At 71.8% G+C, this 14,934-nt stretch carries 12 protein-coding genes; 7 read left to right on the top strand and 5 right to left on the bottom strand.

Translation table 11 applies throughout. From position 1 onward, the window contains the following. Nucleotides 1-5: 5 nt before the first annotated feature. Both ACFFR3_RS26010 and ACFFR3_RS26005 read right to left on the bottom strand, forming a co-directional pair. Nucleotides 6-665: a potassium channel family protein gene (locus tag ACFFR3_RS26010; RefSeq protein ID WP_364363717.1), complete on the bottom strand. Its 660-nt coding sequence runs from the start codon at nucleotides 663-665 to the stop codon at nucleotides 6-8. Beyond that, nucleotides 665-1,330 (bottom strand): potassium channel family protein, encoded by a 666-nt coding sequence (locus ACFFR3_RS26005; protein ID WP_379483986.1) that lies wholly within the window; start codon nucleotides 1,328-1,330, stop codon nucleotides 665-667. The genes ACFFR3_RS26010 and ACFFR3_RS26005 overlap by 1 nt, the downstream gene beginning before the upstream one ends. Nucleotides 1,331-1,469: 139 nt before the next feature. Here ACFFR3_RS26005 and ACFFR3_RS26000 point away from each other — a divergent pair, with 139 nt between their 5' ends. After that, nucleotides 1,470-3,476: an APC family permease gene (locus tag ACFFR3_RS26000; RefSeq protein ID WP_379483985.1), complete on the top strand. Its 2,007-nt coding sequence runs from the start codon at nucleotides 1,470-1,472 to the stop codon at nucleotides 3,474-3,476. On the opposite strand, the gene ACFFR3_RS25995 is transcribed toward ACFFR3_RS26000, so the two are convergent. Beyond that, complete coding sequence (locus ACFFR3_RS25995) at nucleotides 3,473-5,098, bottom strand: alpha/beta hydrolase (protein WP_364363727.1); 1,626 nt, start codon at nucleotides 5,096-5,098, stop codon at nucleotides 3,473-3,475. The two genes, ACFFR3_RS26000 and ACFFR3_RS25995, sit on opposite strands and share 4 nt — an antisense overlap. Before the next feature lie 65 nt (nucleotides 5,099-5,163). Between ACFFR3_RS25995 and ACFFR3_RS25990 the strand changes: the two genes are divergently transcribed. Next, nucleotides 5,164-6,429, top strand: a complete 1,266-nt coding sequence (locus tag ACFFR3_RS25990) for a class I SAM-dependent RNA methyltransferase (protein WP_364363730.1) — start codon at nucleotides 5,164-5,166, stop codon at nucleotides 6,427-6,429. A gap of 528 nt (nucleotides 6,430-6,957) precedes the next feature. Beyond that, nucleotides 6,958-7,728, top strand: a complete 771-nt coding sequence (locus ACFFR3_RS25985; RefSeq protein ID WP_364363733.1) for a CAP domain-containing protein — start codon at nucleotides 6,958-6,960, stop codon at nucleotides 7,726-7,728. Nucleotides 7,729-7,932: 204 nt separating this feature from the next. Here the strand turns inward: ACFFR3_RS25985 and ACFFR3_RS25980 are convergent, their stop codons facing one another. Together ACFFR3_RS25980 and ACFFR3_RS25975 are read right to left on the bottom strand one after the other, a co-directional pair. Further along, entirely contained in the window at nucleotides 7,933-9,333 is a 1,401-nt protein-coding gene (locus ACFFR3_RS25980) for a sugar porter family MFS transporter (protein WP_345387359.1), read from the bottom strand. Nucleotides 9,334-9,551: 218 nt separating this feature from the next. Then, nucleotides 9,552-10,469, bottom strand: a complete 918-nt coding sequence (locus ACFFR3_RS25975) for an LLM class F420-dependent oxidoreductase (protein ID WP_364363737.1) — start codon at nucleotides 10,467-10,469, stop codon at nucleotides 9,552-9,554. Nucleotides 10,470-10,588: 119 nt separating this feature from the next. Between ACFFR3_RS25975 and ACFFR3_RS25970 the strand changes: the two genes are divergently transcribed. From ACFFR3_RS25970 to ACFFR3_RS25955, 4 genes are read left to right on the top strand one after another with little or no spacing between them, the layout of a single operon-like run. Further along, the gene (locus tag ACFFR3_RS25970) at nucleotides 10,589-11,815 is read left to right on the top strand and encodes a glycoside hydrolase family 18 protein (protein ID WP_379483984.1); all 1,227 of its coding nucleotides are present in this window, start codon (nucleotides 10,589-10,591) and stop codon (nucleotides 11,813-11,815) included. Nucleotides 11,816-11,872: 57 nt separating this feature from the next. Next, nucleotides 11,873-12,988, top strand: a complete 1,116-nt coding sequence (locus ACFFR3_RS25965; protein WP_345387353.1) for a sensor histidine kinase — start codon at nucleotides 11,873-11,875, stop codon at nucleotides 12,986-12,988. Then, nucleotides 12,985-14,097: a sensor histidine kinase gene (locus tag ACFFR3_RS25960; RefSeq protein WP_364363743.1), complete on the top strand. Its 1,113-nt coding sequence runs from the start codon at nucleotides 12,985-12,987 to the stop codon at nucleotides 14,095-14,097. The genes ACFFR3_RS25965 and ACFFR3_RS25960 overlap by 4 nt, the downstream gene beginning before the upstream one ends. Next, the gene (locus ACFFR3_RS25955; protein ID WP_345387349.1) at nucleotides 14,094-14,693 is read left to right on the top strand and encodes a response regulator transcription factor; all 600 of its coding nucleotides are present in this window, start codon (nucleotides 14,094-14,096) and stop codon (nucleotides 14,691-14,693) included. Before ACFFR3_RS25960 ends, ACFFR3_RS25955 begins: the two co-directional genes overlap by 4 nt. Nucleotides 14,694-14,934 lie beyond the last annotated feature (241 nt).

Raw genomic sequence — 14,934 nt, 5'->3', positions numbered from 1 at the left:
CCCCGCTAGTGCTGCGACAGGAGGTGGGCGAGCTCCTGCTCCACCTCCTGGCTGGCGACGAACAGCAGCTCGTCGCCCGCCTCCAGCGGGTCGTCGGCGGTCGGCACCAGGACGCGGCCCTCGCGCAGGATCGCCACCAGCGCGGAGTCGACCGGCCACGGCACCGAGCCCGCCCGCTGCCCCACCACCGGCGCGTCATCGGCGAGGGTGAGCTCGACCAGGTTGGCCTGCCCCTGGCGGAACGTCATCAGCCTGACCAGGTCGCCGACGCTCACCGCCTCCTCCACCAGCGCGCTGAGCAGGCGCGGTGTCGAGACGGCCACGTCGACGCCCCACGACTCGTTGAACAGCCACTCGTTGTTGGGGTGGTTGATGCGGGCGACCACCCGCGGCACCCCGTATTCGGTCTTGGCCAGCAGCGACACCACGAGGTTGACCTTGTCGTCACCGGTCGAGGCCACCACGACGTGGCAGTTGTTGAGCCCGGCCTCGTCGAGCGAGGCGATCTCGCAGGCGTCGGCGAGCAGCCATTCGGCCCGCGGGACGCTGTCGATCTTGATGGCGTGGGGGTCGCTGTCGATGAGCAGCACCTCGTGGCCGTTCTCCAGCAGCTCGGCCGCGATGGAGCGGCCCACGGCACCGGCGCCGGCGATGGCGACGCGCATCACTCGTCCTCTTCCGGTGCCGCGGCGAGCACCTTGTTGATCCGGTCCATGTCGGCCTCGGCGGCGATCACGTGGAGTACGTCGCCCTCCTGGACCACGGTGTCGTGGGTGATGGTGACGGCCTCGCCCATGCGGTTGACGAAGGCGGCGCGGGCGCGGGCGCGCTCTTCGAGGTCGATGACGCGGGTGCCGATCCAGGCGGGGTTGACGGTGACCTCCGCGAGGACGACGGTGCCGGTCGGGTCGCGCCACAGCGGCTCGGCGCCCTCGGGCAGGATGCGGCGCATGATCTGGTCGGCGGTCCAGCGCACGGTGGCCACCGTGGGGATGCCCAGCCGCTGGTAGACCTCGGCCCTGCGGGGGTCGTAGATGCGGGCCACGACGTTGTCGACGCCGAACGTCTCGCGGGCGACGCGCGCGGAGATGATGTTGGAGTTGTCGCCGCTGGAGACCGCGACGTAGGCGGCGGCCGACTCGATGCCGGCGTCGATGAGCACGCCGCGGTCGAAGCCGACGCCGGTCACCCGGCGCCCGTGGAACCCGGCGCGCAGCCGGCGGAAGGCCTGCGGATCGCGGTCGATGATGGCGACGGAATGCCCGCTGTCCTCGAGGATGTGCGCGAGGGTCGATCCGACCCGGCCACACCCCATGATCACTATATGCATTTCCCCCCGCATCTGACGCGGTCGGCCGGTTGCTCGACACCAGTATGGCCCTCGGGGGGAGCGCCTAGGGCCGGGCCTCGGCCTGCGACTAGCATCTCGTTACGTGGCGAAGGTAACGGATCTTGTCAAACGCTTGCTCGTGGGGCGCGCCCTCCGAAGCGGGCAGCTCCATGAGCAACTCCTCCCGAAACGGATCGCGCTACCCGTCTTCGCGAGCGACGCGCTCTCGTCGGTCGCGTACGCACCCCAAGAGATCCTCGTCATCCTCTCCCTGGCGGGGGTCTCGTTCTATTCCTACAGCCCCTGGGTGGCCGCCGCCGTCGTGGTCGTGATGCTCACGGTCGTGGCGTCGTACCGGCAGAACGTGCACGCCTATCCCAGCGGCGGCGGCGACTACGAGGTCGCCACCACCAACCTCGGCAAGAACGCCGGGCTCACCGTGGCCAGCGCCCTCATGGTCGACTACGTGCTGACCGTCGCGGTGTCCGTCGCCAACGGCGTCGACTACGTCGGCGCGACCATCCCGCTCGTGGGCCAGCACAAGCCGGCCGTCGCCATCGCCATCGTCGTCCTGCTCACCGTGGTCAACCTGCGCGGCATCCGCGAGTCGGGCGCCGCCTTCGCCATCCCCACGTACGCGTTCATGATCGCCGTCCTGGGCCTGATCCTGTGGGGCGGGTTCCGTACGCTGCTGCTGCACGAGCACCTCCAGGCCCCGAGCGCGCACTTCACGATCCAGCCGGAGCAGACGAACCTCACCGCCTTCGCCGCCGCGTTCCTCGTGCTGCGCGCCTTCTCCACCGGATGCGCGGCGCTGACCGGGGTCGAGGCGATCAGCAACGGCGTGCCCGCCTTCCGCAAGCCCAAGAGCAAGAACGCGGCCACCACGCTGCTGCTGATGGGCGTGGTCGCGATCACCATGTTCGGCGGCATCATCGCGCTCGGCCTGGCCTCGGGGGTCAAGGTGGCCGAGCCGTCGGTGGTGGCGGAAGACCTGCTCAAGCCCGACGGCACCCCGGTCGGCCCCGGCTACTACCAGCAGCCGATCATCTCCCAGGTGGCCGACGCGGTGTTCGGCGGCGGGTCGCCGCCGTTCGTGGTGATCTCGGCGGTGACGGCGCTGATCCTGTTCCTCGCGGCCAACACGGCGTTCAACGGCTTCCCCGTGCTCGGCTCGATCCTCGCCCAGGACCGCTACCTGCCGCGCCAGCTGCACACCCGCGGCGACCGGCTGGCCTTCTCCAACGGCATCATCATCCTGGCGCTGGGCGCCTGCCTGCTGCTGTGGGGGTTCCAGGCCGACGTCAGCCGGCTGCTGAACCTCTACATCGTCGGCGTCTTCGTCTCGTTCACGCTCAGCCAGACCGGCATGGTCATCCACTGGACCCGCCACCTGAAGACCGAGACCGACCTGCGGGTCCGCCACCAGATGCACCGCAGCCGCGTGATCAACTTCGTCGGCGCGGTGATGACCGGGCTGGTGCTGATCGTGGTGCTGCTGACGAAGTTCCTGGTCGGGGCCTGGATCGTGGTGATCGCGATGCCGGTGCTCTTCCTCATGATGAAGGGCATCAGGCGCCACTACGACAAGGTGGCGGCCGAGCTGGAGCTCACCGAGGACTACGAGCCGTCCATGCTGCCCGCGCGCAACCACTCGATCGTGCTCGTCTCCAAGATCCACAAGCCGACGATGCGCGCCATCGCGTACGCCCGCGCCACCCGCCCCTCCACATTGGAGGCCGTCACGGTCGGCGTCGAGGGCGAGGAGGCCCGCAAGCTGCAGGAGGAGTGGGAGCGGCGGGGCATCCCGGTGCCGCTCAAGATGCTCGACTCGCCGTACCGCGAGATCACCCAGCCCGTCCTCGACTACGTCAAGACGCTGCGCCGCCGCTCGCCCCGCGACGTGGTGACGGTCTTCATCCCCGAGTACGTCGTCGGCCACTGGTGGGAGCACCTGCTGCACAACCAGAGCGCGCTGCGGCTGAAGGCCCGCCTGCTGTTCAAGCCGGGCGTCATGGTGACCAGCGTGCCCTGGCAGCTGCACTCCTCCGACCGGCTCATCGGCAGGCCGGAGCCGTTCGCGCCGGGCGCGGTGCGCCGCCCCTGGCACCAGACGGCCGATCGGCAGGAGAAGAGCCCTCGCTAGGTGAGCAGCGCCCGCAGCCGCAGCGTGTCGCCGGCGGCCCAGCCGGGCGGCGGCGCGACGGCGGCCCAGCCGTCCGCGATGTTCGCGCCGTAGCGGTGGCCGTGACCGGCCGGCACGTCGAGCGCGGCCGTCATGTCCACCAGCACCTGCCAGAACGTCACCAGCGGGAACCAGTTCATCTCCGGGTTGACGCCAGGCCCCCGCTCGCCCTCCAGCCAGGCGGGCCGATCGTAGATCAGCTCAGGCGACCACCACACGACGGGATCGGTGGTGTTCTGCAGGTAGACCACGCGCGGGTGGGGCCACGGGGCCGGAGGCTCGGACAGGTCGCCGGGCTCCTGGGCGAACCTGGCCGTCTCGCCGTCGTCGTAGACCGGCCGCCACACGGGGCTGCCGCGCTCGCGGCCGGTGGTCAGGCGCCGCCAGATGGGGTTGGCGTTGGGCGGGCCCACGAACATCGCGCCGTCCGCCTTCGCGGCCAGCTCGTCGAGGTCGTGGACGCTCTCCTCCATCTGGTACGACCCCAGGCTCTCGCCCGACAGCACCAGCTTCGGCCGCTTCGCGGCGGGCAGGCGCGCCCACCGCTCGCGTACGGCGTCGAACAGCGCCCGCCCCGCGGCCGCCGCCTTGTCCCTGTCCACCATGAACGACACCCAGCTCGGCAGGTACGAGTACTGCATCGCGACCAGCGCGGACTGCCCGTTGTACATGTACTCGAGCGCGTCGGCGATGTGCGGATCGACCCACCCGGTGCCGGTGGTGCCCAGCACGGCCAGCACCCGGCGGCCGAACGCGCCGGTCCGCTCCAGCTCGCGTACGGCCAGGGCGGCCTGCTGCTGCGGTGATGAGGCGCCGTCGAGGCCGACGTACACCCTGATGGGCTGGGCGGCGGGCCGGCCGGAGAAGGCGGTCAGCCGGGCCGGCGTGGTGGCCGTGGCGGTGAAGCGGCGCCCCTCGCGGCCCAGCGACTCCCAGGAGACGAGCGAGCCCGGGCCGCCCGACACGGACGCCGAGGCGGGCCTGCGCACGCCGGGATGGGTGCCCTCGTTCGCGACGGAGGAGATGTCGCTGATCCGCGCCACGAACCCGTTGAACAGCACGTCGTTGGCGAACACCGTGACCACGAGCGCGATGACGGACGCGCCCACCACGTGGCCCACGTAGGCGGGGACGTAGCGGTCGAGCCAGGCGTTGAGCCTGCGCCCGGCCAGGCGGATCAGCCGGGCCAGCAGCAGGCACAGGCAGAACAGCGCGACGGCGACGGCCAGGATCACCGGCGGGAACCAGGTGATGCGGGTGTCCATGCCCATGAGCGATCGCAGGTCGCGCTGCCAGTCGTAGCTGTACCAGAGGGCGACGGCGGCCAGCGCGGCGCAGCCGCCCAGCATGACCCGCCAGCTGATCCGCCGCGCCCGCTCAGAGGGGCGGTAGCGGATGACCGAGCGGCCGAGCGCGCCCAGCGAGGCGCCCACGGCGTAGCCGAGTATGCCGGTGACCGCGCCCATCACGCCCTGGTAGAGCCACGGGCGGGGCAGCAGCGACGGGGTCAGCGAGGCGCACGCGAACAGCGTGGCCAGCAGAGTGCCGCCGAAGCCGAGCCTCCGCCGTACCACTCTGTCCATGACCACCTACAGTAGGCGACCGAGCGGGACGGGAGCCCTCCGGGCCTGGGCATAGGCTGTTCCCTGTGGAACAGGCAACTCTCGAGCTGACGGTAGGTCCGGTCGCGCACGGCGGCTGGTGTGTGGCGCGCCACGAAGGGCGCGTCGTGTTCGTACGCCACGCGCTGCCGGGCGAGCGGGTGATCGCCGCCGTCACCGAGGAGACGGCCAGGTTCCTGCGGGCCGACGCCGTCGAGATCCTCGACGCCTCGCCCGACCGGGTCGTGCCGCCCTGCCCCTACGCCGGTCCCGGCAGGTGCGGCGGCTGCGACTGGCAGCACGCGACCCTGGAGGCGCAGCGGCGGCTCAAGGCCCAGGTGGTGGCCGAGCAGTTGCGCCGGCTGGCGGGCATCGAGCGCGAGGTCGTCGTCGAGGAGGTGCCGGGCGCCAAAGACGGCCTGGGGTGGCGCACGCGCGTGCAGTTCGCCGCCACTCCGGCGGGCGAGCTGGGCTTCCGCAAGCACCGTTCCCACGACATCCAGGTCGTCGACGCCTGCCTGATCGCCCACCCCGAGGTGGAGGCCGTCGGCGCGCAGGACCACGCGTGGCCGGGCGCCGCCGTGGTCGAGGTCATCGCCTCCTCGGGCGGCGAGCGGGCCGTCGTGGTCGCGCCCAGGCCGCGGCGCAGCGTGCCCGTGCCCGAGCTCGACGCGCCCGCCTCGATCCTGCTCGACCAGGGCAAGGGCCGCACGGTGCCGCGCCGCGGCTCGGGGGTGCTGCACGAGCAGGTGGGCGACCGCGAGTTCCGGGTGGCGGGCAGCGGCTTCTGGCAGGTGCACCCGGGGGCGGCCGAGACGCTGCTCGACGCGGTGCTCGCCTACGCCGCCCCCGAGCCGGGGGAGTGGGCGCTCGACCTCTACTGCGGGGTCGGGCTGTTCGCCGCCGGGCTGGCCGAGGCGGTGGGCCCCGAGGGCGCGGTGTTCGGGCTGGAGTCCGAGGCGGCCGCCGTCCGCGACGCCCGTGCCAACCTGCGCGACCTGCCGCAGGCGCGGGTCGAGCGCGGCCGGGTGGAGGAGGCGCTCGACCGCTTCCAGATCGAGCGGGCCGACATCGTGGTGGTGGACCCGCCGCGCGCCGGGCTCGGCCGTGAGGTGGTCGACCGGGTCAGCGCGCTCGAGCCCCTGCGCATCGTCTACGTCTCCTGCGACCCCGCCACTCTCGCCCGCGACCTCGCCTGGTTCCGCGACCACGGCTACCCCCTCGCCGACCTGCGCGCTTTCGACGCCTTCCCGATGACCCACCACGTGGAATGCGTGGCGCTGCTGGTGCGCGAGGGCAAATCTCCGTCATGAGGGACCTGAACCCGCGCTGAGGGGGCAGGTGCCCCCGGCATGAGGTTCGGGAACTGGGACGTGCGACCGCTGGGCGGCTGGATGGGCTGCCTGGCGATGATCGTCGTGTCCGTACTGCTGTCGATCCTGCTGACGATCGTCATCAACCTGCTGCTGTGATGTGGCGGGAATCTCATCCGCCCGGATGACCGGCCTCCGCGCGCTCTGACGCGGAGGCCGGTTCTCGCGTGCTCACAGGGGTTTCGGTACGACCGCGCTGGCCTGCGCAGACGCCTCAGGGATCACTTTGGTTTACAGCTGAGGGTCCCAAATGTCTCCGATCGGATGACAAATCGGTATCGGTCCCGACAGAATGCGTTGCCATCCAGCGTCTACCGCAACTGGAGGAAACCCCCTATGCGTAGACCCCTTGGGGTACTCGCCGCCGCCGTCAGCCTGGCAGCGATCGCCACGCCACTCAGCGCGGCACAGGCTTCCGCGGCTACGGAGGCGGCTACTGAGGCAGCCAGGGAGGCGGCTCGGTGCCGCGTGAGCGTGGCCAAGCCGCGCGTCAGCGACGCACTGAAGATCCAGTCCTCGGCCGTCCGCCGCGGCTGCTTCACGGGCGCGCTCATGCGCATCCGCATCAAGCGGGCCGTCCCCGGTGCCGACCCGGTCGTCAAGAGCGGGGCCACCAGGAAGGGCCGCCTCACGCTCGCCCTGGCCTGCAAGCCGGGCACGTACTACGCCGTCGCCACCGACTACCGCGGGCACACCGCGAAGTCCAGGCCGGTCAAGCTCACCTGCACCCCCGGTAGCGGTACGCCGACGCCCGTCCCCTCGCCGCCGGCCACCGGCACGCCGACCCCCAAGCCCGGCAACCCGACCGCCGCGCCCGTCACGCCGCCGCCCGCCAACGGCGGCGGAGTCGGCAGCACCGAGGAGAACGAGGTCGTCAGGCTGGTCAACGCCGAGCGGGCCAAGGGCGGCTGCCGGCCGCTCCAGCACAACGCGCAGCTGCACACCGCCGCGTACGGCCACTCCGCCGACATGGCCGCGAAGAACTACTTCGCCCACAACTCGAAGGACGGCCGCTCGTTCATGGACCGCATCAAGGCGGCCGGCTTCACCGGCGGCAACGCCTGGGCCGAGAACATCGCCATGGGCCAGCGCACGCCCGCCGAGGTGATGAGGTCCTGGATGAACAGCGCCGGGCATCGCACCAACATCATGAACTGCAAGTACACGCTCATCGGAGTCGGCGCGGCCAAGAACTCCAGGGGCCAGATCTACTGGACCCAGGACTTCGCCGCCCGCTGATCCCGCCTGCCGTATAGGGCTTCCGCCAGGAGGGCGCTCGTGGCGGGGAAGGGGAGGCCGCGCCTCTACCCGTCCCCGCCACGACGCACGGTGCCGCCCACGGTGCCGCCCACGGTGCCGCCCACGGTGCCGCCCACAGTGCCGCCCACAGTGCCGCCCACAGTGCCGCCCACAGTGCCGCCCACAGTGCCGCCAACAGTGCCGTCAGCCCATCTCTTCGAGCTTGCGGCCCTTGGTCTCCTTGACCCACTTGCCGACGAACAGGAACGACAGCACGGCGAACAGCGCGTACGCGGCGTAGGTCAGCGGCAGGTTCCACTCGGCCAGCGCGGGGAACGACACGGTGATCGCCCAGTTGGCGATCCACTGGGCCGCGGCGGCGACGCCCAGGGCGGCGGCCCTGATGCGGTTGGGGAACATCTCGCCGAGCAGCACCCACACCACGACACCCCACGACAGCGCGAAGAACAGCACGAACACGTTCGCCGCGATGAGCGCGATCGTGCCCTGCGGGTCGGGCAGGGAGACCGACTCGCCCTGGCCCTGCGCGAAGCTGAACGCCCAGGCCGCGGTGGCCAGCGAGATCGCCATACCGGCCGAGCCGATCAGCAGCAGGGGCTTGCGCCCGATGCGGTCCACCAGCGCGATCGCGATGAAGGTGCCGATGATGTTGATGATCGAGCTGGAGAAGCTGATCAGCAGGGAGTCGCTCTGGTTGATGCCGACCGACTGCCACAGCACCGACGAGTAGTAGAAGATCACGTTGATGCCGACGAGCTGCTGGAAGGCGGAGAGCGCGATGCCGATCCAGACGATCGGCAGCAGGCCCAGCGCCTTGCCGCGCAGGTCCTTCAGCCCCGGCACCCGCTCGGTGCGCAGCACGTGCTGGATCTCCGCGATGCGCTCGTCGAGGTCGGTGTCGTCGCTCTCGATCTCGGCCAGCACCTGACGGGCCCGGCTCGTCCGTCCCGACATGACGAGATAGCGCGGCGACTCGGGGATGTTCGAGGCGAACAACAGGAACAACAGGGCCGGCACCACGCAGGCGCCCAGCATCCACTGCCACGCCTGCAGCAACCAGATGTGGTTGTTCACGTCGTCGCCCGCCACGCGCGCGAACACGTAGTTGACGAGCTGCGAGACCGCGATGCCGAGCACGATGGCCAGCTGCTGGAACGAGCCCAGCCGCCCCCGGTAGGCGGGCGGCGCCACCTCGGCGATGTACGCGGGCCCGAGCACCGACGCCATGCCGATCGCGAACCCCGCCACCACCCGCCAGAACGCCAGATCCCAGACCGAGAACGGCAGCATCTGCCCGACCGAGCTGACCGCGAACAGCAGCGCCGCGACCTGCATCGACCGCGTACGCCCCCACCGGTCGGCGAGCCCGCCGCCCGCCCACGCGCCCAACGCCGAGCCCAGCAGCGCGATGGCCACCACGAAACCGATCTCGACCGGGCCCACCTGGAAGTGACGCTGGATGCCGACCACAGCGCCGTTGATGACGGAGCTGTCGTACCCGAAGAGGAACCCACCGATGGCCGCGGCCGCGGTGATGAAGACCACGTGACCCAAATGCTCATGATGGGTGTATTGAGTAGCCATGTAGGTCCTTCCCCCAGAATGGAAGGGAGCTACCCGCTGATCACCCACGTATTCGGAACACCCGGCCCAGACGGGCGTGCGTGCGTAGGGGGCGCGGAAAAGGGCAGCGTTCTGGGAGCGGCGCCGGGCGCGGGACAAGCAGATCGCTCACATCCAGCCCACGCCCGGCGCCCGCACAAAAGGCCCGCGGCTCGGGAAGTCACTCCGCCGGTGACCGGCTACGGCAGGTGCGGCAGCACCTCGGCGGCGATGAGCTCCAGGTGCTCCAGGTCCTGCAGGTCGAGGATCTGCAGGTAGAGCCGCTCGGCCCCCAACTCGGCGAACGTGCCGATCTTCTCCAGCACCTCGGCCGGCGTGCCCGCGAGGCCGCTCTCGCGCAGCGCGCCGGGGTCCTCGCCGATGGCCGCGCAGCGCCGCTCCACCTCGGCCCGGTCGGCGCCGACCACGGTGGTCTGCGCCGCCGACAGGATCACGCCGCGCCCGGCCGCCTCGCACGCCTGACGCACGCGACCGAACGCCGCCCCGGTGTCGGCCGGGCGGTGGAACGGCACGTTGTACTCGTCGGCGTACGCGGCCACCAGCCGCGGCGTGCGCTTGGGCCCGGTGCCGCCGATGATCACCGGCGGGCGCGGCCGCTGGGCCGGCTTGGGCAGCGCGGGCGAGTCGGCCAGCCGGTAGTAGCTGCCCTCAAAGGAATACGTCTTCTCCGCCGTCCAGAGGCCGGTGACGATCTCCAGCTGCTCCTCGAAGCGGGCGAAGCGCTCCTTGACGGGCGGGAAGGGAATGCCGTACGCCGAGTGCTCGGTGTCGTACCAGCCGGTGCCGAAGCCGAGCTCGACCCGGCCGCCGCTCATCTGGTCGACCTGCGCCACGCTGATGGCCAGCGGCCCAGGCAACCGGAACGTGGCCGGCGACACCAGCGTGCCCAGCCGGATCGTGGAGGTCTCTCTGGCAAGACCGGCAAGGGTGATCCAGGCGTCGGTGGAGCCGGGACCTGGGTCGCCGGTGCCGATGCGCTGGTAATGGTCGGACCGGAAGAACGCATCGAAGCCCAGCCGCTCGGAGGCCTGGGCAACGGAGAGCAGGTCGTCATAGGTGGCGCCCTGCTGGGGCTCGGTGAAGATCCGCAGCTTCATGACCACATTATCCGCACACAACGGACGTGAACCGGAAAAGGGCCGCGCCACGCCGTGAGTGCTTGCTAGCGTTCAGCCGCAGCGACGATTCGTAGCCGATCGACCACACGGGGTTGCCCATGTCTCGGCACAGGAGGGAGCCGGGCACGCTCCCGCGCCCGCTCGCCGTTCTCGGGGCGCTCGCCCTGGCCGCCGGCACCGCCGCGGCGATCCGCATGCTCCCCGCGGGCGCCGCCCCGCGGCCCGAACGCCCGCCGGCCGCGCGGCCGGTCGCCACGCAGGTCGAGCAGCCGCCCCAGGAGCCGCCCAGCGGGTTCGTGGCGTTCACCGACGCCACCCGCGAGCCCCCGCTCGACCTCGCGTCCCACGCCCGCCGCACCGGCCTGCGCCACTACGCACTCGGCCACCTGGTGGCCGCCGGCGACGGCTGCACCCCCACCTGGGCAGGCAAAGCGGGCAGGAACGGCGGGTCGCAGGGGAGCGACGGCGGGATGGCCGGCCGGAACGGGGGGGCGGAAGGGAGCGACGGCGGGATGGCCGGTCGGAACGGGGGGTCGGAGGGGAGCGACGGCGGGATGGCCGGTCGGAACGGGGGGTCGGAGGGGAGCGACGGCGGGATGGCCGGTCGGAACGGCGGGTCGCAGGGGAGCGATGGCGGGGTGGTGGAGCGGGTCGGGAGGTTGCGGGTGCTCGGGGGGAGCGCGGTGCCGGTCTTCGGCGGGCCGCGCGGGCGGGAACTGGCCGCCGCCTGCACGAGGCCGGGCGCGCTGACCGCCGCGTACCGCCGCGTCGTGGGGACGCTCGACGCCGCGTCCGCCGACTTCGAGATCCGCGACAGCGCCGACCGCGCCGCCGTGCTGCGCCGGGCCCGCGCCATCGAAGCCGTGCAGCGCGAGCGCCCGCTGCGGGTCAGCTTCACGCTGCCGCTCGGCCCCGGCGGCCTGTCGGCCGACGACGTGGCCATGCTGCGGACCACCCGCAGGGCGGGCGCCGAGGTGAGCACCGTCAACCTGCTGGCCCCCGTCGAGCCCCGCACCCCAGCGGGCACCTCAGCGGGCACCTCAGCGGGCACCTCAGGAGGCGCCCGGCTCGCCCTGATGGCGGCGGGCGTACGCAAGGCGGCCGAGCAGCTCGCCGAGGCCCACGACCTGACGATCGAGGACGAGGTGTGGCCGCACCTGGCGCTCACCCCGGTCCAGGCGAACACGGGCGACCTCAGCGCCGGCGACGCCCGCAGGCTGACCGCCTACGCCACCCGCCACCGCCTGGCCTGGCTGTCGCTGCGCGGCGCCGCCCCAGAGGCGGACGTGTCACGCATTCTTTGGCATACCCCGGCCAATAGATAAGATTTCGCTGACCTGGGAGGTTCCCGGGAGGATTTCGGTCAGCAGGGGAGGGGCGTCATGGGTGCGCGTCCCGAGACCGCCAAGAAGATCCTGCTGCACTGGATGGACGGCACCATCGCGCTGGTGGGCCTCACCTTCGTGGCCTACACGGTGGCCGCCATGGCGAAGGGCGAGATCCCGACCGGCAACGCGGTGGCGGCCCTGGTGCTGATGGTCCCGTACTTCGGGCTGCTCCCCTTCGTCATGCGCGACGGCTACGAGGACCGGCGCCCCCCTACGCGCAAGCTGTGGGTGGCCGGGGCGCTGGCCGTCGTGGTGTTCCTGCTGATGCCCCATGGCGGCGCGATCGGCAACGTGTGGCTCGACACCGCGACGCTCTGGCTGTCACTGGCCTCGCTCTACTTCCGCCCGCGCACCCTGCTGTGGCTGTCGCTGGCGGTGATCGTGCTGGGCGCCGCGTACGTGGTCGAGCTCACCGACAGGTCCTGGCCCGTCGTGCTGTTCGCCATGTCGGGCAGCGGCGCGGCGGAGATCGCGGCCATGCTGGTGTGGCGCTGGCTGTGGTGGGTGATCAGGGACGCCAACCGGGGCAGGGAGGCCAGGGCCAGGCTGGCGGTGGCGGAGGAGCGCCTGCGCTTCGCCCGCGACCTGCACGACCTGCTCGGCCACAGCCTGTCCGTCATCACGCTGAAGAGCGAGCTGGCCGCCAAGCTCGCCACCAAGGACGCCGCCAGGGCCGCGAACGAGATGGCCGAGGTACGCACGCTGGCCGGCGAATCGCTGTTCGAGGTGCAGCAGGCGGTGCACGGTTACCAGGCGCTCGACCTGGACGAGGAGCTGGCCGGGGTGCGCGCCGCGCTGGAGGCGGCCGGCACCACCTGCGTCATCGAGGCCAGGACCGACGACCTGTCGCCGTCCGCGCGCACGCTGCTGGCCTGGGCCGTCCGCGAGGGCGGCACGAACATCCTCAAGCACAGCACCGCCAGCCGCTGCGCGATCAGGATCGACGCGGGCGTCCTGGAGATGGTCAACGACGGGGTCGCGCAGGCGCCCGCCGAAGCGGGCAGCGGCCTGCGCGGCCTGTCGGAGCGGCTGGTGGCGGCGGGCGGCTCGTTCTCCGCCCAGCCCACGGCGAGCGGCGAGTTCCTGCTGCGGGCGGCGGTGCCGGCGTGAACCTCATCGACCGCGTCCGCGGCGCCGACCGGCTGACCAAGGTCCGCTGGCTGATCGTCTACTGCACCGACCTCATCCTGCTCTTCCCCTTCTTCGGCTACTACGCCTTCTACCTGATGTGGCAGGCGGGGGCGGAGTGGCCGCCGATCGCGCTCGGCTCGGCGGCGCTGCTGGTGTTCATGGTGCTCAGCACGCGCCCGTTCCGGATCGCCGTCACGGGCAGGCCCCGGCCCACCGTCATCCTCGTCGTGACCGGGGTGATCGCGGTCGGCATGCTGCTGGGTTTCGGGCAGATCTGGGCGATCCCCACATGGCTGGCGCTGATGACGCCGTTCATCAGCAGACGCATGGTGCTCGTCCTGGCCGGGGTCTCGCTGGTGCTGAGCGCCGTGTGGGTCTGGCTGGCCACCGACATGATCGTGCCGCTGCTGTCGGTGGTCCAGGTCGTCTTCACGGTGATCTCGGTGGGCGCGGTCTGGGCGAACCTCTGGCTGTGGCGGCTGACCCAGGAGGCGTACGAGGGGCAGGAGGCGATGGCCAGGCTGGCGGTCTCTGAGGAGCGGCTGCGCTTCGCCCGCGACCTCAACGACCTGCTCGGCCAGAGCCTCACCGACGTGGCCACCATGACCGAGCACGCCGAGCGGACGCTGCGCGAGGACGAGGAGGCCGCGGCGGCCGAGATGTTCGCGGTGCGCGACCTGGCCAGGCGGTCGCTGCGTGAGGTGCGTACGGTCGTGCAGAACTACCGGGCCGTCGACCTGGACGAGGTGCTGGCCAGCGTGCGCGCGGTGCTGGAGGCGGCCGACGTGCGCTGCACCGTGCGGGCGGAGACCGAGGCGCTGACGCCCGAGGCCAGGACGCTGCTGGCCACCGTCGTGCGCGAGGGCGCGACGAACGTGCTCAAGCACAGCAAGGCCGAACGTTGCACGATCACGATAGAAGACGGGGTGCTGGAGATGTCCAACGACGGCGTGACGGGACCGGTGGGCGAGCACGCGCCCAACGGCCTGGCCGGGCTCGCGCAGCGGCTGCGCGCGGTGGGCGGCACCCTGGAGGCCGCGCCCGGTGAGGGCGGCCGCTACCTGCTGCGGGCGGCGGTGCCGGCATGACCACGCGCGTGCTGCTCGCCGACGACGAGCACCTGATCCGCGGCGCCATCGCGGCCCTGCTCGACCTGGAGGACGGCATCGAGGTGGTGGCGCAGGTCGGCAGGGGCGACGAGGTGGTGGCGGCGGTCGCCGAGCACCGCCCCGACGTGGCGGTGCTCGACATCGAGATGCCCGGCATGGACGGACTGAGCGCCGCCGAGCGGATCAGCTCCCAGTGCAAGATCGTCATTCTGACCAGCCTGGGCCGCCCCGGCTACCTGCGCAGGGCGATGGCCGCCGGGGTGAGCGGCTTCCTCGGCAAGGACGCCTCGGCCGAGGAACTCGCGATGGCCATCCGCAAGGTGCAGTCGGGCGGCCGCTACCTCGACGCCGAGCTGGCCGCCGCCGCGATGGCCGCGGGCGACAGCCCGCTGACCGAGCGGGAGCGCGACGCGCTGCGGCTGGCGGGCGACGGCGCCACGATCGCGCGCATCGCCGCCGAGCTGCACCTGACCGAGGGCACCGTGCGCAACTACCTGTCCAGCGCGATGACGAAGCTCAACGCCCAGAACCGGCTGGAGGCCATCCGTACGGCCCAGCGCATGGGCTGGCTCTAGAGCTTCGACCGGTGACGGAGGCGGAGCCGCTGCCCGCCTCGTACGAGCAGGAGCCGGCCTGCCGGCCCTCGGGGTCGCGCAGGTGCGCGGTGTCCTGGTCGTTGTTCCACACGTACCGGCGCCGCCGGTCGGCACGGTTGAACCGGTCAACCTGAGGGGTCGCGTCGAGCCTGGTGAGGCGGCATCCCCTGCCGTGAAAGCGTTTCCACACCCACATCTCGAAACCGTCACGCCTCTTGAC

Source organism: Nonomuraea salmonea, from assembly GCF_042428605.1.
GTDB lineage: Bacteria > Actinomycetota > Actinomycetes > Streptosporangiales > Streptosporangiaceae > Nonomuraea > Nonomuraea salmonea.
This window is presented reverse-complemented; position numbering and strand designations above follow the sequence as displayed.